The sequence below is a fragment of the Paenibacillus sp. NPDC056722 genome, assembly GCF_042790635.1.
Lineage (GTDB): Bacteria > Bacillota > Bacilli > Paenibacillales > Paenibacillaceae > Paenibacillus_AQ > Paenibacillus_AQ agri.
The window spans coordinates 124,608-144,046 of the sequence record NZ_JBHTYV010000002.1 but is presented as its reverse complement, the minus strand read 5'-3'; the positions used below and the strand labels follow the sequence as shown (position 1 = coordinate 144,046).

Genomic DNA, 19,439 nt, shown 5'->3' with positions numbered 1-19,439 from the left:
GGAAGACGGATAGCTTGTACATACGTTGCTATAAATTAAAAGATCACCTATCATTGAGAATGATTGTTATTATCAATTAATGAAGGCTGTCTAGATTGTGAAGGAGGAAGGTTTCAATGGAGAATCGGCTTGCAGCAATTGCTTCCGGTCGAGTGGGAGAGGCTCAGGAACGGGTGCCTATGAAGCAAATGCGCGATTATATATCCACTCATTTTGGAGAACCGTTAACTCTAGATATTCTAGCTCAGGCAGCAGGGCTGAGCACAAAGTATTTTAGTGAAGCATTTAAGAAAACCTTCGGGCAAAGTGTGACGGATTATTTGACGTCCCTGCGGATCGGCCATGCGAAGCAACTACTGCGCGATACAGAGTGGGGGCTGCGTGATATTGCCCGGGCCTGTGGCTATAGCGATGAATTTTACTTCAGTCGTAAGTTTAAGAAGGAGGTCGGGATTGCGCCGTCTGTGTACAGTGAAAAGTTCTTTAACCGTATTTCTACGACTTGCACTGAGCTGACTGGAAATTTGCTTGCTCTAGGGATTATTCCGATTGCCGCTCCAATGGACCCTAAATGGACACCCTATTACCATTATTATTATCAATCCGCCATTCAAGTGCATTTGCATTACCAGAATAGTGGCAAGGATGAAGAGAATATGAAGATGCTGCTGGCAGCAAAGCCGGACATTGTGTTCATCCGGAAGCCGTTTGACGAAAATGCGGATCGTTCGGTGGAGATGGCGGGCATACGAACCGTTAATGTCAAGTCCGAAGACTGGAAATTACAGCTTAGAGAGATGGCTGATGTATTGAACAAGCAGGAGGTAGGTCAGGCCTGGATAGATACCTATGAAGCAAGATTAACCGAGATCAGACCGGAAATTCTTCAAGCGGCGGGACAGGATCAATTTGCCGTGCTACGTCTATCGGACGAAAATCTCTTTCTTTATACCAACAGAGGTATTCGTGACGTGCTCTTTCAGGATCTGGGTCTGTCCACAGCATTCCAGCAGCAAGAAGTATGCAACAAGCCGATTACTTTAGAAGAAGTGTTAGCGATAAAACCGGATCGGCTGCTGCTCATGGTCTGTCTAAATGCCCGTACACGGCATCACTGGCTGGCTCTTCAGCACAATCCGCAGTGGCAGAAGCTTCGTGCAGTCCAGCTGGGACAACTCTATTTGCTGCCATCCAATCCTTGGCTCGAATATTCGGCAGTGGCTGTTTATCGTATATTGGAAGAAACGTTCATGCTGCTGACTGGGAAAAATCCAAATCCCGATCCTGCCTCTGTCCATGGCCTATGGGCAAAGGTGGGCGTATAATCCATTCTTGTGAGAATTATTATCAGTACAAGTATTGGGGGATGAACGATTTTGATTAACGTATGGAACAAGAAGTATCAAAGGCTGTTGTTGATGCTAACAGGAATAAGCTTACTGGCTGTTCTCATGGCTGGATGTGGTACAGGGGAGAATAACACTGTGCCTGAGTCTACGACGGTCCCGGCAGAGGAAGCGCCGGTTGCAGCAGAAGCGGACCAGACCTCAGCAGAGGAAGCACAGGCCACGGCTACTTACCCGTTGGTGATTACGGATGAGCTTGGACATGAGGTAACGATCCCTGCAAAACCGACGCGGATTTTTGCTCCTATACTGGAGGATTCACTGGCATCCTTGGGGATTAAGCCCGTTGTTCAATGGTCGAATGGGGCTCGAATTCAGGAATACTTGCAGGATCAACTAGCCGATGTACCTGTTATTACCTTTACAAAGGGCTTACCGCCTGCCTCCGAAGCGGTGATGAGCTATACGCCTGATTTGATTATTCTGCATAACAAAAATTTTGCCGAGAATGGCATTTACGAGCAATACTCGAAGATTGCCCCGACCTATGTATTTCAGAGCGCCACAACCGATTTCTCTCATTCACTGCTAGCGCTCGGGGAAATGTTAGGCGAACAGGAGAAGGCAGCAGAAGTTCTGGCAGGTTATGCGGAGAAGGTGGCAGCTGCCAAGGAGAAGCTGGGGACGGCCATTGAAGGGAAAAAGGCGGCGGTCATTCGCTTTAATTCTAAAGGGATGTTTTTTATGACTAGCGATTATTTCAGCGGATATGTACTGGCACATGATCTGGGCTTAAGCCAGCCTGAATCTATCCAAGGCTCAACGGCTGCAGTTTCATATGAGGTATTGCCTAAACTGGATGTGGATTATATCTTCCTTGTTAAGGACGGTAATTCAGGGGATGCCACTTTAGATGAGCTGAAGGAAAGCAGCATTTGGAAGAGCACTCCAGCTGTGAAAAATGGCAATGTATTTGAGACGGCGAGCGAATACTGGCTCACAGGGGGCGTTATTGCACAGAGCAAGGTTATAGATGATATTGTAAGCTTCATGACACCATGAACAAGCTGACCAGGAACCCCTACATTGCCGACCGCTGTTATGAATATGAGATGTCATCTATTCGTGGTGATCATTATCGAATTCTGATCGGAACTCCAGTAGAAGAAGCTCCGGTTAACGGTTATCCGGTTATCTATGCTCTGGATGGGGATGCGTTGTTCCAGACCCTTGCCGAAACGGTCAGACTGCAGACGCGCAAGCCTAAAGGGTTAGGGCCTATTCTTGTTATCGGAATCGGGTATCCGTCCAAAGAGCCGTTTGATATGGATCGGCGCTGCCTGGATTTTACGATACCAGCAGAAGGTAGCGTACTCCCGGCCAGGCCGGAGGGCCGACCGTGGCCACCGCATGGTGGGGCCGATCAATTTCTGGATTTTATTGAACGGGAGCTTAAACCGGTAATTGCTGGTGAATGGTCGATCGATCCAGATCGACAACTCATAGTCGGTCATTCACTAGGCGGGCTGCTAGTTTTACATGCCCTGTTTGCCAAACCGCACTTATTTACGCATTATGCTGCCGGTAGTCCATCCACCTGGTGGGCTGAAGATAAGATCTTCGAAGAGCAGGCGCAGTTCACACAGACTTGGCAGAACAGCGCATCTATTCGTCTACAGCTAACTACTGGTGCTCGTGAGTTGCCTCATATGCTGGACGGAAGCGATCGGATGGGGCAAGCGATGAGGGCATTAAGTGACAGGGGAATAACCACGGATATAATCCGGTTTGAGAATGAGGACCATGTAAGTGTTCTTCCGGGAATGCTGGCCCGTTTGCCGAGGTTTATATGGTCGTGAGGATCGATTAGCTGGCTTGATAAAAGAACCTAGCCGCAGGCAAATTGCCTGCGGCTAATTTGTATACGTGGTCAATACATGACAGTAATACTTTGGTAAAATCCATAAGCGTGTATCTGTGATTTTACATGTGACCTAGAGCATTTCACCTACCATTTTAGGTTTCAAAATATCGCTAACCAGCAGTGCCAATTGGTCAATGGGCATTGCTTTATTTTGTTTAAACCAATATACGAGAATACCAACCAAGCCAGATGAAATAAAGGCTAATGAGTATTCGGTGTCAGTCTGGCTAAGCTGCAGAACCGTACCAATTTCATTTAAATAATCATAAAACTTTTGATTCAGAATATGGATTAAGTCATTTTGAATCAGGTGATGAATAAAGCTTTCATTATTATGGAAGAAAATAAAATACAATCGGGCTAACTCTTCCGTGGTTGCTACCTCTAAGTTTTGTATTTCTATGAGATATTCACGAAATAAATTATCCAGATGATACTGTATAATTTCTTCTTTGGAATCAAATAATTGATAAAACGTTTGTCTAGCCAGATCACTTCTCTCCGTAATTTCTTTTATGGAAATGGTTTTATATGATTTTTCCTCTAGCAATTGAAGTAACGAGTCCCTAATCCATTTTTGTGAGCGTATGGCGGACGGGTTTGATCCAGAATACATGACATTTCCTCCAATATGTAAGACTTATCAGATAACGTTGACACTTGTCATTGTTTTTAACTATACTTTAGCCATAACTATGACAGATGTCAATTTTATAACGGATGTAATGATTATAAATTTAAGTTTGTGGAGGCTTTTCCAATGGGAAATATAATAAAACGTGCCAGACTTGCTAATGCGGATGATGATTACAAACAGTTGAATATTCTGCCTGAGCAGCCGCTGCCTAGAGAAGATGGGATGAGAACCCATGGACGCGAAGGGTCTTATGAATGGTGGTACACCGATGCCGAGTTTGAGGATGGTACAACGATCGTTACTATTTTTTTTACTAAAAATTACTTTGACGTTCCCGGTCCGGCACATCCGACCGTTGATATTGATATCACACATCCTGACGGAACCAAGACTACACAGTCTTTTCAAGAACCGAGAGGGACAGTGACCAACGCCAAAAGTGACATCTGTGATGTCAACATTGGTAACTCCTATTTGAAATATGAAGATGGAAAGTATATTTTGCATTTTGAACAAGGAGACGTTAAATACCATGCTACTATGACTTCAAAGCTACCGATGTGGCGTCCAGATACAGGGCATTGGTTCTATGGTGATCAGGATGAGCATTTCTTTGCCTGGTTTGTCGCTCAGCCTTCTGCCGTGATCGATGCTACATTAACTATTGGGAATACAACAACTAAGTTAAAAGGAACCGGGTACCATGACCATAACTGGGGAAATATCAGCATGAATAAACTGATGAATCACTGGTATTGGGGGCGGGCGAAAGTCGAAGGCTTTGACATCATTGCTTGTGATATTATTGCAGAGAAAAATTATGGCTATAAGCGGCTTCCGGTGTTCATGATTGCTAAGGATGGTGAGATCCTAACAGATGACCAATCTCTTACCCAGGTTACAAGAGAAGATACATTTGAGCATCCTATCAACAAAAAATTCATGGATAATCATTTAGTTTACAAACAACCTGTTTCCAAGAAGGAGACCTACACCGTTGAGTTTATAAGAAAAAGAGATATCGTCGCGGTAAGTCTTTTAGGAAAATTGCCACGCTTTAAAGCCACCGTCGCAAAATTGTTAGGTGCTAATCCAACATACACTCGTATTCTGGGTGAAGTTCGTTTGACGCATGACAAAGATGGCGTGAAGGAAGTCTATACACACGAAGGATTGTGGGAACAAATGTTTTTTGGGAATAACAAGGAATCTATTATTAATAAGTAAGTATGTAAACCAGGTGGAAAAAGCAATGCTGCCAGCGCGCACTGATATTATATCGGTGCGCGCTGCTTCAGTTTGGATTGAAACTGCGCGTAGGTCGTTTATATATACAAAATGTTCATATTTAATATTTTGAATATTTAACTATAAAGAGATAGAATAGAATGATCAACTTGATTTGTTGTCGTTTATTATAGTAGCTAGAATAGTAGACAACAAATACGTACTAGGAGGAAACAAGTAGTGGAAATTGGTGTAAGCACCTTTGTTGAGACAACGCCTGATGTACATACTGGTAAGACAATGAGTCATGCTGAACGCATACGTGAAGTGGTGGAGGAAATCGTGCTGGCAGATCAAGTAGGATTGGATGTGTATGGTGTTGGTGAACATCATCGTCCTGATTTTGCAGCTTCAGCACCTGCTGTGGTCATGGCCGCGGCTTCATCCCTGACTTCAAAAATACGGCTTACGAGTGCGGTAATGATTCTTTCGTCTTCTGATCCGGTGCGCGTATTTCAGGATTTTGCCACACTTGACGCAGTATCCAACGGCCGTGCAGAGATTATGGTAGGGCGTGGATCGTTTATGGAATCATTCCCGCTATTCGGCTACGATGTGAAAGATTATGAGGAACTTTTTGATGAGAAGCTGGAGCTGTTGCTGCAAATTCAGCAGTCGGAGAAAGTTACTTGGAGCGGTAAACATAGAGCGGCAATAGATAATCTGGGAATTTATCCCCGCCCGGTGCAGGATCGTTTGCCGGTATGGATTGGCAGTGCGGGTAGTCCGGAGTCAGCCATTCGCGCCGGAGCCATGGGTTTACCTTTTGCACTCGCGATTATTGGGAATGTGAATCCTTCACAATATGCAGCGCATGTAAAGCTTTATAAAGAAGCGGCTGCCAAAGCGGGCCACGATGTCTCGCGGTTGCCGATTGCCACGCACTCCCATGGTTTTATTGCAGAGAGTAATGAGAAGGCGCTTGAGCAGTTTTTCCCTTCCACACATGCCCGGACAAATTTTAGAGCAGTGGAAAAAGGGCTGCCTCCCTATCATCGTGCAGATTATGATGCAGCGTGCAAGTTTGACGGGGCCTTATATGTAGGCGATCCGGAGACCGTTGCGAACAAAATCATTTATCTGCGCAAAGAAGTGGGCATTACGAGATTCCTGCTGCATGTCCCACATGGTACAATGCCGCATGCAGAGGTGATGGAGGCCATTAGATTGCTCGGAACCGAAGTGGCACCTCGTGTGCGTGATGAAATTTCTCGCTGGGAACAAGAGCAGGGCATGGAGAAAGCTGGGCGCTTGTAGACTTAAGTGGCGGGATAACTTATAGCATAGTTGTAACCCCTGGCAAAAGTACCATCAGGATGTCACTATTGCCCTATGAATTTTGATGGTATGATAGATGTGAGGTGAATTTATAATGACTAATGAGACACCAATTGAGGAAGAGAACAACAAGCAACCGGAAATGTCCGAAGAGGATTGGACTGAACTTCTGAAGGCAGTCCATCATAACAGCCTCGTTGCATTGCGAATGAAATTCCAGGATGTTGAAGGACAAGTATTGAACATGGAAGCTTACGGTCCAGTTTTTGTGTACAATGTGAAGGATGAGTCCGGTAATGGATATTCATGCGGCTTTTTCCTGCGGGAATTGGTTGCGAGATTCCAGTCGGGCAATAAACCGGAAGTGTGGCTGGCTTCGTTCTACTATGAAATGATGAAGATTCCCGGGGGCAAGGCGCTTCCTAAACCGCCAGAGAGCGAAGAGGAAGCAAAAGCAGTCATCGATAATGTACTGGTTCCGCATTGCATCGCGGCAGTTCAGGAAGAATTCGCACCCCAGCAGGTTCATGCAGGCCTGGCCTGGAATCAGGAGCACGGTCCTATGTTCGAAACCGGATTCCCAGAGATCACGGAAGGCAGCAATGTGTGTGCAATTCCGCTTCATTTATTGCTAACCCACTTGCAACTGAACCGTGACCCTGCAGAACTGCTTGTTCAAGGCTTGTATCATATCCGTAAAGAACATGGCTTGGATTAAAATTGAATCATCATCGGAAAGACTTCGGAAAAACGGCAGAGATGCCGTTTTTTTGTGTTTTAAAATAGGGAGTTTATTAAACTTTTATTAAATTAATTTAATACTGCTTTTCTCTTAACCCTCCTATTACATTCAGTTGATATAATAACGTGAATTTTTAATTGGGAGAGGGGTCAATTAATTTGAAGATAAGGAATCAGCGCTGGATGGCGGTCATCCTTGTGGCAGCGATGGTTGTTCAATCATTGTGGTCTTTCGCAGGGACAGGCCATGCAGCAGCAACAGGCCCGATAAATACCAATAATCTGGCGAAGAATGTAGTCATCAGCCAGTTTTATGGAGGCAAAAAAGATGATGCTCTCGATCTGTATACTAACGACTTTGTAGAATTGTTTAACCCTACTGCAGAGCCGATTTCGCTTAACGGCTGGTCCATCCAATATGCTGATGATAAGAAAAAAAGCTGGAAGGCAGCAAATCTAGGATCTCCAACTGCCCAAATCCCTGCGTACGGTTATTATCTTGTTGCGCTTGGTAGTAATGGGAATGTTGGAAGCCAATTGCCTCAGCCGGATGCTGTGGAGGATTCTTTTAAAATAGGAAATAATAGCGGTAAGCTGGCACTCTTGAATACTATCCAGATCTTGACTTCCAACGACCCGATGAAGGACACGTTAAAAGACAAGGTCATTGATTTTGTCGGATACGATCCTGTCGTGGATGCCTCCTTGGGCAGTCCCGCGGCGCAAACGGGCAAGCAGTCGACGATACAACGACTAGTATTCGATCCGCTTGATCCCGAGAAGAGCACGAATTCAGCTGCGACTCCAAATCGGGGGAATAACTGGGATACTCGCAATAATAGCAAGGACTTTGAAAAAATAAAAGATAGCAAGCCCCGCAACTCCAGTAGTACAGCTGCTTATGCGATTTTAGAGAATAATCAGAGCGTACAAATGAAATCTGGGTCAAACGTTGATCCAGCTCATAACAAAATCACTCTCACTGCTTTTAACGGTATTGTAAAACAGGGCCCATGGGCTTCCGAAGACTTCACTGTAACCGGACTTCCTGCAGGATTATCTGCGACGGCTAGTGCTAGCGGTGAGGGGATCGAGATTACGATTACCGGTGATGGCACGGCAAACATTGTTGGCGATGCCAATCTTACTTTTGAGATTAATCCTGGAGCTTGGAACCAATCCAACAAACCAACTAATCCAGTAAGCGTATACCAAAAGAACAACACCGCGACATTAGTTAAATTCACACCATCCAACAAAATTGCAGCGGTTCCAGCGTCATCTTCTATTAAGATGAGTGGTGCGAAGGATCTGAACGCCCGCTTCCAGTTGAATCTTACGGCAGGGATTCCGGCCAATGGGACACTGAGCTCCGATGCATACAGTGTGTCAGGACTTCCTTCTGGAGACTGGAAAATCGCGGCTGAGGGGCAAAGCAGTGACAACACGATTACCTTCTCCATTTCGGGGACTGCTACCACTCCTGTGCTGGATACTGCACAACTTAAGGTGATTGTGAAGCCGGAGGCTATGCAAGATAGTGACTGGTTAGCTTCTGATCCGATAGGTATCACTCTACTTCGTTACAGTTCGCCAGTTCTTTCTGATGAGGCACGCAAGCAGGAAGTAGAACAAAGCATTGTAGATGACAACACCAGTTTCAATGATGCCGTAACCAAAGAATATAAGTACGGAAGTAACGCGATGGGAGCGAACGAGTACACGTTCTTGCGCGGTACGCATTCGTTGTTCAAATCCGATCTTGCGTCTGGGCTGATCCCATCTCCTGCTTCGATCATTGCCGGGTGGAAAGACAAGGATATTTTAACCTACACGCAAGGCGATGCACATATTCAGAATGTCGGTACTTTTAATGATAGCAAAGATCTGATGGTGTTCAGTCTGAACGACGTGGACTCCGCCGGAATCGGAAGCTTCTATGATGATTTAATCCGTTTTGTCACAAGTACTTATGTTGTAAAATACGATAAAGACAGCTCGGGTCTCACGAATTTGCAAGATGCTGATTTCCGTGACGTCTCCAAAACGTTCCTGGATACTTATAAGGATACACTGATTGAGATTAATAACGATAACAGTAAGAAAGCGACTAAGCTGACGAGAAGCAATGTTACTGCATACACCCAAAGTGTTATGGACAAAGTCTCCAAAGTGTCCTATGCCGAGGCGCTGCAAAAGCTGCTGGGTAAGCGGTCGCTGAATGGGAAATTAAATATCGACGGTAATCCCGATAAGTTTGAACTGGCCACTGAGGCTGAAGTAGCGTCATTAAAAGGTGACTGGGAAAATTATAAAACGCAAGTCAGAAGCAATTTCCCAAACCTTAGCGATGACCAGTTTAATGCCTATTTTACAATTAAGGATATTGTACGCCGTATTCACCAGGGTATTGGTAGCATAGGGGTAGAACGTTACAATGTGCTGATAGAAGGTCCTAGTAATACCAACACGGATGATATTTTGCTTGATGTAAAAGAACAAACGCGGGATGCTTATATCTCTAAAGATGCATATATCAAGACCGCAGTAGATACCGATGCTTATCTGGGCGTACTCGAAGCTTCGAATCGTTCGTTCCTGATCCGTGAAGTCTCGCCGTTTAAGGGAGATTACACCGATAAGCCATTCAAAAATAAGGATGAACTAGAGCAATATCTGATTGACGCAGCCAAGGCTTATGCTTATGCGGATTCTCGTCTGGACAAGGTGTCCGATGAACTGAATTACAAGTTTGAAGAGCGTTTTGTAACGAATATTTTGCCGGTTTGGAACGACCTGGAGAATTTTATTCTTAATGCGGCTGAGGACTATTCGCATCAGGTGGTAGCAGACTTTGCACTTGTTCAAGGCGATATGCTGGCCGGAAAATTAATTGATGTTTCTACGCTGGACAATTTGACTGTAGATACAGGTACGTTGTCTCCATCGTTCGATGCCGGAATCACCGAGTACAGCGTGACTGTCCCTCATTCGGTTGAATCGTTGAGTATCACGGCAAAGGCTAGCGATGTAAAAGCGAGTCTGACAGCTCAAAGCAAACCGTATGCCAATGAAACGGCTCTTACTTTGAAGTTGTCTGTTGGAAAGAATGACATTCCTTTCACTGTGACTGCACGTAATGGTTCTACCAAGACCTATACCGTGACCGTGATTCGGGAAGCAGCGGAAGAGGATAGCAACAGCGCTGATTTGAGCGACCTGAAGTTGTCCAGTGGAATCCTGAATCCTGTGTTCGACGGTGCTTTAACTCACTATACATCACAGGTGGACAATGACGTACCGGGCATTACCGTAACCGCAAGCATCTATGATAGTGCTGCTACATTCACTCTGAACGGCACTCCAGGAACGAGTGGTCAAGCCAGTGACTTGATCAATTTGAATGCCGGCAGCAATGAGCTCACCATTGTAGTGACAGCTAAGGATGGCTCCAGCAAGACTTATACTGTGGACGTGATCAGAAAAGCTGCGGAGGAAGCAAAGAGCAACGCTGATTTGAGCAGTCTGGCCTTGTCGAGCGGTACGCTGAATCCGGTCTTTGCACCTGACGTAACCAGTTATGCGACTCAAGTTGATTACAAAGTATCAGGCATTACGGTAACAGCAAATGTCTATGATAGTGCGGCTTCGTTCACTGTGAACGGTACTCCGGCGGTCAGTGGACAAGCTAGCGGGGTTATTGATCTAAAGGTTGGAAGCAACATTATTCCGGTCGAAGTGACAGCTCAGAACGGTTTCAAAAAGGTATACACTGTGACTGTGACCCGTGCTGCAGAGAGTATTCCAGATCCTACGGGCCCGACAACACCGGATCCTGGGACACCGGGTCCCGGAACGCCAGATCCTGGAACACCAGGGACTCCAACCCCTTCGACTCCGTCAGGAGGGACGAATAGTCAAGTTCATTCGGGGAGCATTGCCGTGAATGGTGGCGTGCTGACCTTGAATGGAGCAACGATCAGTGTGCCAGCCGGATCAATCGAGAGCGGAATCGAGATTACTGTTTCTAAAGTAACTCAATCCTCGAATTTGTCCGCCGATGACACATTGAAGCTATTGGGCGATGTTTATGAGATTACGAAGAATAAGGCTGGCGATTTTGGCCAACCGGTGACCATTACTCTGACTTTCGACCCGTCGAAGGTGAACTTCAATAACTCAGTTGTAGGCTTGTACTGGCTGAATGAGCAGAGTAAGAAATGGGTGAAACTGGACAACCTGAAAGTGGATCAAGCTAACGGAACAGTGTCCGGAACAGTAACCCATTTCACGAAATTTGCTGTTCTGGTATCTGATAAAACAGAGCCTTCGATTCCGAAGGTAGAAAAAGATTTTGCTGATATCCACGGACATTGGGCAGAGGTCAGCATCAAGGAATTGGTATCCCTCGGTGGGCTTACCGGTTACCCGGATGATACTTTTAGACCCGACAACAAGATTACAAGAGCCGAATTCGTGACGATGATCGCGAAGACCCTTAACCTTCAAGCTACGAATGGAAAAGAGTTTGCTGACACTAAGACGCATTGGGCGCACGATACCATTGCAACAGCGGCAGCACTTGGCGTTGTTGACGGTTATAACGGAGACACCTTCGGTCCGGATGAGTGGGTGACCCGTGAGCAAGTTGCAGCAATGGTTGTTCGAGCTGCTAAACTGGCTTTGGCTGACAAGGACATCAGCTTCTCCGACAGCTCCAAGATTTCCGCTTGGGCGCTTCCTGCGCTTAAGACAGCGATTGATCAAGGGCTAATTAACGGATATACCGACGGTACAGTGAAACCGACAGGGAACACAAGCCGCGCAGAAGCGGCAACAATCCTGCTGAGAGCACTTCAGTTAAAGAAATAAAGTATAGCTACAGAAGGCTGTTTTCAGACAGGTAATACCTGTCTGAAAACAGCCTTTTGCTTTAAATAAATGAAGTATTATGTTCACGTTGCGTCATTGAACCAACTAGTAGTAGAGTTCGATTAAAGTTCTTAAATGTGCTTAAATAAATGATTATAAATATGAATTTTCATGGTAATATATGGTCGTCAATCTGTTTTCGAACAAAATTTGATTCGTAGGGAGAGGGCATATGTTAGTACCACAACTATATTTGAATGGTGCTTGTTCTGAAGCTGTCGAACTATATAAAAAGGCATTTAAGTCTGAGATAGACTCAATTATGTATGACTCTGAGAAAGAACCTGAAAAATTTGTGATTCATGCGGAAATGCACATTCTTGGAACTAGGGTAATGCTTAGTGATTTTGGTGGAACTAATGAGTCATCTGTTGATTCCACTATGGAAATTGTCTCCGTATTTGAAAATGAAGAAGTATCTTCAGTGATTGTTTAGTCTCATTTGTTGATAAGTTCGGCGTTGGATGGTGTTTCATGGTATAAGATGAGGATCGAGCATACAGATGAGGAGTGAGCTTGTGAAGCTCTATAAAAAAATTGATTTTCGGTTGAGCAAAAAGGATACACCGTTGGTCGTGACCGAACGGATCGGACAAGTTTTCCATGATGCTGCATTTGATCCCCAGGACATCAAATTTTTCGTTGACGGCTTTACGCATGGTGTGTCCGGAATCGACAGGCTGCTAAAGCATAACCCAACGCTCGTTCCTTTTTGCCATACGGCCGAGACATCGCTGGGCCATGAGAAGAGACTGACCAATCTCCCCGCACGTTGGGACGGGGCCAATCCGGACGGTTGCAACGCTTCGCTTCAGATGCAAGATGTTTTTGATATCGTAAGCGGGATTCCACGCCGTTATCGATTAAATAACGCGACTTTCGTGTTCGATCGTCTTTCGATGCTCAGTCGAAACCCTGATTCAGCCCAAGAGACACCGATTCCATTCGTCGCTAAGGGAGATGTTCTCTATACCAGGTTGTTTGCGCCGAGGCTAACGGGATGGAGTGACTACCCTTCGCCGTGCATTCGGCTTCAGAGCGATTGGTGGATCTCAGGAAGAAGGAACTTTTTGGATGCGATTGTGGAGCTTGGAGATATCACGGATAGTGCTCCACAGCTGGAGCTGAATGAAAGCGAACGCCGCTTTTTGGAGACTATCGGAGAGATTTACCACGAGCGAGTATTTTGCGCTCCCTCTACTGAGGAGGAGGCTGCAGCTGTTTTTGAGAACATGATTGCAGGCGAGCGGATCGTGCAATCATGCTACGAAGCAGGGGATTTGGTCGGAGTCCAATTTCCATATCAACTGAAGCCACTTAGGATTGAGGACTTCCCCTCCGAACCGTTATCGGTCAAAAAAGCGATCAACCACTTTTTTAAAAAACGCGGCTTCATCTACAATACCAAATACAGCGGCAGTGGCCTCTTTACAATTACAAAAGTAACCAAGCATAACCATCTCGTGAAGCTCACCTTCAGCCGCGGCAAATTCGATGCGAACGTCTCGTGTGTAGGCAGCATAGAAGGTCCTCTATGGAGACATGAATTCGAACTTCCTGCCACTGCCAAACACATGAGTCTGTATCAAGTTACCCGGCAAATAGACGTCGACCACCAGATCGGCAATATCGCAGCGGCTTATGATTCCGTCGAGAAGCGGATCGTTGAGGTGATCGACGACCTGTACGGCGCAGAGCCAGCATGGCTAACTTATTTATAAGTCTAAAAATCCGAAATACTGATAGTTATTTCGATATTCTCCTATATTCGACTAACAGAAAACTATAAATCAATAAAACAGCGACAGTCTAGGGCTTTGTTTCGTCCAAGGCTGCCGCTGTTTTTTTTATTGAGGTAGTGTAATATTTATATTTTGCCTTACTTAATGGAAGCCTCATAAATAGCATGAATGGACTTGGACAGCAGGGAGTTGAATTCCTCGTTTGTCTGCCCAGCAGCTAATCCTTCGGATAAGCCGCGAGAGAAGCTGGCGATCAATCCGTGATGATGGGCCAGCCTCTCGTTGGCTTCAGATTGGCTGTAGCCGCCTGACAAAGCCACTACCCGCAGCACGTGTGGATCATCTATAAGATCCCGGTAGAAATTCTCTTCTGTCGGAATGGAAAGCTTAAGCATAACCTTAACGTCTGAGCCAAGGGTAGATAAGTGTGAAGCAAGTTCTGCTTTTAACAATTTCTCTGAAGCTTCTTTATCTGCACTGTAGATATCAACTTCAGGTTCGATAATCGGAATCAGTCCACTATCAAGGATTTGATTGGCGATAGCAAACTGCTGTTCAACGACTTGTTTGATTCCCGCGAGATTTGCTTCCTTAATCACAGAACGCATTTTTGTTCCAAAGATATTTCGTTCGACTGCCCGCTTCAGAAGCTCGTCCAAGCCGGCAATAGGCTTCATAAGCTGAACTCCGTTTTTCGGTTCGGCAAGTCCTTTATCGATTTTTAAAAAGGGTACGATGCCTTTCTGTTCCCACAGATAATCGGCAGTATATTGTCCGTCAATGAAACGGTCCATCGTGTTCTCGAATAAGATCGCGCCCAGAATATACTGTGCATCAAAAGCCGGGCTCTTAATAATACGCGTTCTCATCTCATGGACTAATTCATACATTTGTTCTTCGTTCGAATAGCGGTCTTCTTGAATACCATATTGCAGTAACGCTTTCGGCGTACTTCCGCCGCTTTGGTCCAAGGCCGCGATAAATCCCCGTCCGGAGTGAATTCGATCCAGTTGCTTCGTATTCGTATTCATGAATGTTCCCCTTCCCTTTCGTGGATTGTGGCAATCATGTATGCTTTTATTATAGCACTTATAATAGAAGGTATACATTTTTAGAGATACCAGAGCAGCTTGCTCGAATATTCTATTCATAAAGGAAAGATGGATAATATGAAAGTTGATTTAGGCAACGATAGTATAGAGGTTCATGTGCAGTATGGGAAAAGAAAGAAGCTTAAGATCCAGATAGATACGATTGGTCTCGTTACCGTTAAAGCGCCCAGAGCGGCAAGCGAAGAAATGATTAAAAGCGCTGTGGCACAACACGGGGCATGGATATTGGAGAAGAAACAGAAGATTGCCAAAGCTTTGGCGGCCCCTAAACCAAGAGAGTATAAAGAACAAGGTAAGTTTCTGCATCTGGGAAAAGAATATGACCTTCATGAACTTATAGATACGAGTGAGGGAAGTGAAGAGGAGCTTAAAATGAACCTTAAGAAGTTCTATTTTTCAAGCTGCAAGAAGATCGTAGGGGAACGAATCCAAATTTATCAGGCACAGTTAAGAGTAAAGCCGAAGACGATTGATATCGTCGAGTCCACAACGAAGTGGGGCAGCTGCAGCTTTGATAAAAAACTCACTTTCAACTACCGTCTGGCTATGGCTCCGCTTGAAGTGATAGATTATGTGATCATCCATGAACTATGCCATCTGCTGCATATGAATCATGACCGGTCTTTTTGGCGACGGGTGGGGAGTATCATGCCGGATTATAAAGAGAAGGAAGAGTACTTGGCAAGATATGGACATGCAATGACACTTTGAAATAACCATATACAGACGATTCTTTTTATGATATCCTTATGTGTTACGTTTTAAAATGAAAATTACGTTTGATTTATATATGTACGTAAATTAAGGAGACAAAATGACATTTAAAGACTTGAATATTATCGCCCCGATCTTAGAGGGTTTGAGCAGAGCGAACTACACTTCCCCAACACCTATACAAGAACAGGCGATTCCAGCCGTGCTGGCTGGCAGAGATCTGCTTGGTTGCGCGCAAACAGGAACAGGTAAGACGGCAGCATTTTCTGTGCCGATCATTCAATTACTATGCGAAAAGCCGAATGCTCCTAAGCAGGTACGCCGTATCCGTTCCTTGATTTTAACGCCGACAAGAGAACTGGCTATTCAGATTTCGGACAACATCAAGGCGTACAGCCGGTACACCGACATTCGTTGTGCTGCTATCGTGGGTGGTGTTTCCCAGAAAGTGCAGGAGCGGGCGCTGAACCAAGGTGCAGATATTATTATCGCGACGCCTGGTAGACTTATAGATTTAATCAATCAAAAGCGTATTGACTTGCAATATGTGCAAATATTAGTGCTTGATGAAGCCGACCGGATGCTAGATATGGGCTTTATCCATGATGTGAAGCGGATTATCTCCAAAATGCCGAGTAAGAAACAGACGCTATTCTTCTCTGCAACGATGCCTCCAGAAATCACTAAAATGGTAAAATCGATACTGGTCGATCCAGTAAAAGTAGAAATTACCCCGGTATCCTCTACTGCAGAGCGCATTGAGCAATCGGTGTATTTGCTGGAGAATGGTAAGAAACAGAACCTGTTGAACCATATTTTACAGGATAAATCGATTGTTTCAGCATTGGTATTCACCCGTACCAAACGCGGAGCGGACCGTGTTACACGTGATTTGTCCAAAGTGAATATTACTGCACAGGCCATCCATGGCAACAAGTCTCAGACAGATCGTCAAAAAGCATTGAACAATTTCAAGAGCGGAGCTACACGCGTGCTGGTGGCAACGGATATCGCGGCAAGAGGTATTGATGTTGAGGAGCTCTCGCACGTAATTAACTTCAATCTTCCTAATATTCCTGAAACGTATGTTCACCGTATCGGTCGCACGGGCAGAGCAGGGAATAGCGGAATGGCGATTTCTTTCTGTGAGATGGATGAAGTTCCGTTCCTTAGAGATATTGAGAAATTGATCAAGAAGTCGATTCCTGAAGTGAAAGATCATCCTTATCCGATGACGAGCGTGCCACCGCAATCCTTTAAATCTGGCAAAGCCTCGGCATCAGCCAACAAACCGGCGAAGTCCAAGGCGAACCCGGCGCGCAAGCCTAAATCCGAGTGGTTTAAAAAGAGTGGCAATGCCAGCCACGATAAAGCGGGTGGCGGTAAAGCTAGCGGCGGTAGAGCCAGCAGTGATAGAGCCAGCTACAGCAAACCAAACGGCAGTAAACCTAACGGAAATAGAACAAACAGTAATCCAACAAACAGCAATAGAGTAAGCAAAGTTCACTAAGGTGAACGCTAACGGATAAATATTTGCATAATAGAACAGCGGTAGCCCAGGACAATATCTTCTAGTCCAAGGCTGCCGCTGTTTTTTATTGGGTCAAATGTTAATTTTCAGGACCAAAGAGTCGATACACAATTTATGTCTAATCATTCACGTTCAACTGTTTAGACTGCAGCGATAATGTTGTTTGCCAATTGTAATAGTGTAGTATAATTACCAATGATGCACTGTTTCGTTTTTATTTCAAATTTTATGGAATAGAAGGAGAAAAAATATGATTGTAGAACTGGTAGATTCCTTTGCGTCCTGTGACATTGAGGTTGTAGCGGTAGAGGAATTATCACTGCCTCTGACACAGGAAGGGAAGCACCGAATTCTGGTTGTGCCCAGCTATAACATCGCAGAGATGCTGGAAGAGATTTTGGAAGAAGAAGAGAAGTCTCTTGCAGAAGTTGTTGATAGAGAGCTGAAAGAAGTACATAGCCTATCTATCGTGGATACATTTCGGCGCATTGCTGAGTCTATTCTTGTGGATGCAGATCTTCCGCTTGAGCAGAAAAATCTTGAGGGGAAGAGCTTCGAAGATATTTATGCAGCCTATGCTTTAGTATGGGAAGGCCATGAAATGCTGAATGAGAAGATGGCTGTGAGAGATGAAGAGATAAAGATAGAAACAGAAGCAACTTCTGTTCTGACAACGGAGTGGGTAAGAGAGAAAATCGAAGCTGCAGATGACGTTATTATTTTGACATTGCCTGCGGGTTCAGGATATGAAGCGCCTCTATGGGTTCCGATGGGGGGATACAATGAATGTCCTCTACCTGTATACCAGTCAGCTGTTTTTAAGCATTGGCAGGAGCAATACCATGTTACCCCCCTGGCTGTTACTCAAGACAAATGGGTTCTACAAGCCGGCACACGGCCGCTGACGTATGAAGCAGCACTGAGACTGGCCAAGGAGCATTTTATATTTTGCCAATACGTGCTGGAGCGGTTCGATACACTGGGGCATTATGCGGATTATTTAATGGGAAATAATGAATGGGATTTCTGGTGGGATTAAAAATCTCTATTAGAGTTTGAGGTCTTTCAAATTAAATCCGCACTAAATTAGTGCGAATAGTTGAAATATAAATAAAATAGATTTATAATCAGTTAATCATCAGTGAGTAACGACGTGAGAGATTAACTGTTTATAAAGTGAGAGGATGTTATGAATGTCATCATTTGAATGGACATCTTTACAACTCGAGCATGAACTGCTCTCTACAATTTCATTGGTGGGGGAGCCTGTGGGCGCAAGCACACTGGTTCACACAGTAGGCAAGAAGTATGAGCTCAGTCAGGCAACAATCGGCCGTAAGCTAATGGAATTAGATATGAAAGGTTATGTTCAGCTAGAGGGAAGAAAAGGGCGCATTCTCACAGAGAAGGGGGCAAATCGGCTCTCTCAACTGGAGAAAAGGATTCATCAGGAGACCCTCAATTCCCGTCTACTGGAAGTGCTCAATGTGTCCGGGCAGAAGGCCATGATTAATGTACTGGTCGCCAGAAGGGCGCTTGAGCGCGAAATTGCCAGCCTCGCTGCGCAGCGGGCCACACCCGATCATATTGAACTTTTGCGGAATTCCATAGAAGAGCAGCTTGAAATGTTATCCGAGAATCAAATTCCTTATGAAGGAGATCGTGAGTTCCATCACTTACTCGCATTAATTGCGCGCAATGACATCTTGATGCATGCGGTTCAGCTGGTATGGGATCGAAGCCGTGAACTGCCTGCCACAGCTTTCATTCGTAATTCTGTCGGTAGCAAGCTGGTCGTAGATCACCAAAGAATCGTCGACGCGATTGCAGAAGGCTCGCCTGAAAAGGCGGAGCAAGCGATGGTGGATCACATCAATCAAATGATTGAGGACGTAAAACGCTATTATCAATTGAAGCAGGATTCACAGTCGCTATAGTGGTTTTGCGAAGCAAAGCTTAAGTATGTAAGCCGAACAAAAGGACGTAACGAAAAGCGAAGAGGAACGAAGGGGGAAGTTTGGAACTGTAGGAGCGAAGCGCTCGCCTTTGTCGCCAGATTTTAACCGCTAGAATCGGTGTATAAAAAGAAAATCTGGGGACAACAGCGACCGGAAGTCCAAACATTCCACTGTAGTGACGACCGAGCTTTACGTTTGCTTCTTAAGTTCGTCTTCTATAGATGCTTACGAAGTAGT

General features: G+C 45.1%; 15 protein-coding genes. 13 read left to right on the top strand and 2 right to left on the bottom strand.

The genetic code is table 11. From position 1 onward, the window contains the following. The first annotated feature begins 116 nt into the window (after positions 1–116). Genes ACFRAM_RS05190 through ACFRAM_RS05180 form a run of 3 tightly spaced genes read left to right on the top strand, consistent with a single transcriptional unit; the run spans position 117 to position 3,205 of the window. Positions 117–1,325 (top strand): helix-turn-helix domain-containing protein, encoded by a 1,209-nt coding sequence (locus ACFRAM_RS05190; RefSeq protein ID WP_379464860.1) that lies wholly within the window; start codon positions 117–119, stop codon positions 1,323–1,325. Between the two features lie 51 nt (positions 1,326–1,376). Beyond that, positions 1,377–2,408: an ABC transporter substrate-binding protein gene (locus ACFRAM_RS05185; protein ID WP_379464859.1), complete on the top strand. Its 1,032-nt coding sequence runs from the start codon at positions 1,377–1,379 to the stop codon at positions 2,406–2,408. After that, positions 2,405–3,205: an alpha/beta hydrolase gene (locus tag ACFRAM_RS05180; RefSeq protein WP_379464858.1), complete on the top strand. Its 801-nt coding sequence runs from the start codon at positions 2,405–2,407 to the stop codon at positions 3,203–3,205. The genes ACFRAM_RS05185 and ACFRAM_RS05180 overlap by 4 nt, the downstream gene beginning before the upstream one ends. A gap of 135 nt (positions 3,206–3,340) precedes the next feature. On the opposite strand, the gene ACFRAM_RS05175 is transcribed toward ACFRAM_RS05180, so the two are convergent. Then, complete coding sequence (locus tag ACFRAM_RS05175; protein WP_379464857.1) at positions 3,341–3,886, bottom strand: TetR/AcrR family transcriptional regulator; 546 nt, start codon at positions 3,884–3,886, stop codon at positions 3,341–3,343. A gap of 144 nt (positions 3,887–4,030) precedes the next feature. Between ACFRAM_RS05175 and ACFRAM_RS05170 the strand changes: the two genes are divergently transcribed. The 6 genes from ACFRAM_RS05170 to ACFRAM_RS05145 all read left to right on the top strand — a co-directional run bounded on the left by ACFRAM_RS05170 (position 4,031) and on the right by ACFRAM_RS05145 (position 13,866). Further along, positions 4,031–5,134 carry a hypothetical protein gene (locus ACFRAM_RS05170; protein WP_379464856.1) on the top strand — a complete coding sequence of 368 codons (1,104 nt, stop codon included), beginning with the start codon at positions 4,031–4,033 and terminating at the stop codon, positions 5,132–5,134. A gap of 240 nt (positions 5,135–5,374) precedes the next feature. Further along, complete coding sequence (locus ACFRAM_RS05165; protein ID WP_379464855.1) at positions 5,375–6,451, top strand: LLM class flavin-dependent oxidoreductase; 1,077 nt, start codon at positions 5,375–5,377, stop codon at positions 6,449–6,451. Positions 6,452–6,566: 115 nt separating this feature from the next. After that, the gene (locus tag ACFRAM_RS05160; RefSeq protein ID WP_066372548.1) at positions 6,567–7,190 is read left to right on the top strand and encodes a hypothetical protein; all 624 of its coding nucleotides are present in this window, start codon (positions 6,567–6,569) and stop codon (positions 7,188–7,190) included. 182 nt (positions 7,191–7,372) lie between these two features. Next, on the top strand, positions 7,373–12,085 hold the full coding sequence (locus ACFRAM_RS05155) for a cadherin-like beta sandwich domain-containing protein (RefSeq protein WP_379464854.1): 4,713 nt from the start codon (positions 7,373–7,375) through the stop codon (positions 12,083–12,085). A gap of 232 nt (positions 12,086–12,317) precedes the next feature. Beyond that, positions 12,318–12,581 (top strand): VOC family protein, encoded by a 264-nt coding sequence (locus tag ACFRAM_RS05150; RefSeq protein ID WP_379464853.1) that lies wholly within the window; start codon positions 12,318–12,320, stop codon positions 12,579–12,581. A gap of 82 nt (positions 12,582–12,663) precedes the next feature. Further along, the gene (locus ACFRAM_RS05145; RefSeq protein ID WP_379464852.1) at positions 12,664–13,866 is read left to right on the top strand and encodes a hypothetical protein; all 1,203 of its coding nucleotides are present in this window, start codon (positions 12,664–12,666) and stop codon (positions 13,864–13,866) included. A gap of 158 nt (positions 13,867–14,024) precedes the next feature. On the opposite strand, the gene ACFRAM_RS05140 is transcribed toward ACFRAM_RS05145, so the two are convergent. Next, positions 14,025–14,918 carry a fructose bisphosphate aldolase gene (locus ACFRAM_RS05140; RefSeq protein ID WP_379464851.1) on the bottom strand — a complete coding sequence of 298 codons (894 nt, stop codon included), beginning with the start codon at positions 14,916–14,918 and terminating at the stop codon, positions 14,025–14,027. A 138-nt stretch (positions 14,919–15,056) separates the two neighbouring features. Here ACFRAM_RS05140 and ACFRAM_RS05135 point away from each other — a divergent pair, with 138 nt between their 5' ends. The 4 genes from ACFRAM_RS05135 (at position 15,057) to ACFRAM_RS05120 (ending at position 19,181) form a co-directional block, all read left to right on the top strand. Further along, a complete protein-coding gene (locus ACFRAM_RS05135; RefSeq protein ID WP_379464850.1) occupies positions 15,057–15,710 on the top strand; it encodes a M48 family metallopeptidase in 654 nt (217 codons plus the stop codon). Between the two features lie 103 nt (positions 15,711–15,813). Continuing rightward, positions 15,814–17,223, top strand: a complete 1,410-nt coding sequence (locus ACFRAM_RS05130) for a DEAD/DEAH box helicase (RefSeq protein ID WP_379464849.1) — start codon at positions 15,814–15,816, stop codon at positions 17,221–17,223. Between the two features lie 271 nt (positions 17,224–17,494). Next, positions 17,495–18,283, top strand: coding sequence for a DUF4253 domain-containing protein (locus ACFRAM_RS05125; protein ID WP_379464848.1), 789 nt, complete (start codon positions 17,495–17,497; stop codon positions 18,281–18,283). 154 nt (positions 18,284–18,437) lie between these two features. After that, complete coding sequence (locus tag ACFRAM_RS05120) at positions 18,438–19,181, top strand: FCD domain-containing protein (protein ID WP_175371238.1); 744 nt, start codon at positions 18,438–18,440, stop codon at positions 19,179–19,181. Positions 19,182–19,439: the final 258 nt, after the last annotated feature.

What these genes read in the sequence shown, in the direction of transcription:
- ACFRAM_RS05190 (WP_379464860.1), top strand. Translation starts at nt 117, where the DNA reads ATGGAGAATCGGCTTGCAGCAATTGCTTCCGGTCGAGTGGGAGAGGCT.
- ACFRAM_RS05180 (WP_379464858.1), top strand. Translation starts at nt 2,405, where the DNA reads ATGAACAAGCTGACCAGGAACCCCTACATTGCCGACCGCTGTTATGAA.
- ACFRAM_RS05175 (WP_379464857.1), bottom strand. Translation starts at nt 3,886, where the DNA reads ATGTATTCTGGATCAAACCCGTCCGCCATACGCTCACAAAAATGGATT.
- ACFRAM_RS05170 (WP_379464856.1), top strand. Translation starts at nt 4,031, where the DNA reads ATGGGAAATATAATAAAACGTGCCAGACTTGCTAATGCGGATGATGAT.
- ACFRAM_RS05160 (WP_066372548.1), top strand. Translation starts at nt 6,567, where the DNA reads ATGACTAATGAGACACCAATTGAGGAAGAGAACAACAAGCAACCGGAA.
- ACFRAM_RS05150 (WP_379464853.1), top strand. Translation starts at nt 12,318, where the DNA reads ATGTTAGTACCACAACTATATTTGAATGGTGCTTGTTCTGAAGCTGTC.
- ACFRAM_RS05140 (WP_379464851.1), bottom strand. Translation starts at nt 14,918, where the DNA reads ATGAATACGAATACGAAGCAACTGGATCGAATTCACTCCGGACGGGGA.
- ACFRAM_RS05135 (WP_379464850.1), top strand. Translation starts at nt 15,057, where the DNA reads ATGAAAGTTGATTTAGGCAACGATAGTATAGAGGTTCATGTGCAGTAT.
- ACFRAM_RS05130 (WP_379464849.1), top strand. Translation starts at nt 15,814, where the DNA reads ATGACATTTAAAGACTTGAATATTATCGCCCCGATCTTAGAGGGTTTG.
- ACFRAM_RS05125 (WP_379464848.1), top strand. Translation starts at nt 17,495, where the DNA reads ATGATTGTAGAACTGGTAGATTCCTTTGCGTCCTGTGACATTGAGGTT.
- ACFRAM_RS05120 (WP_175371238.1), top strand. Translation starts at nt 18,438, where the DNA reads ATGTCATCATTTGAATGGACATCTTTACAACTCGAGCATGAACTGCTC.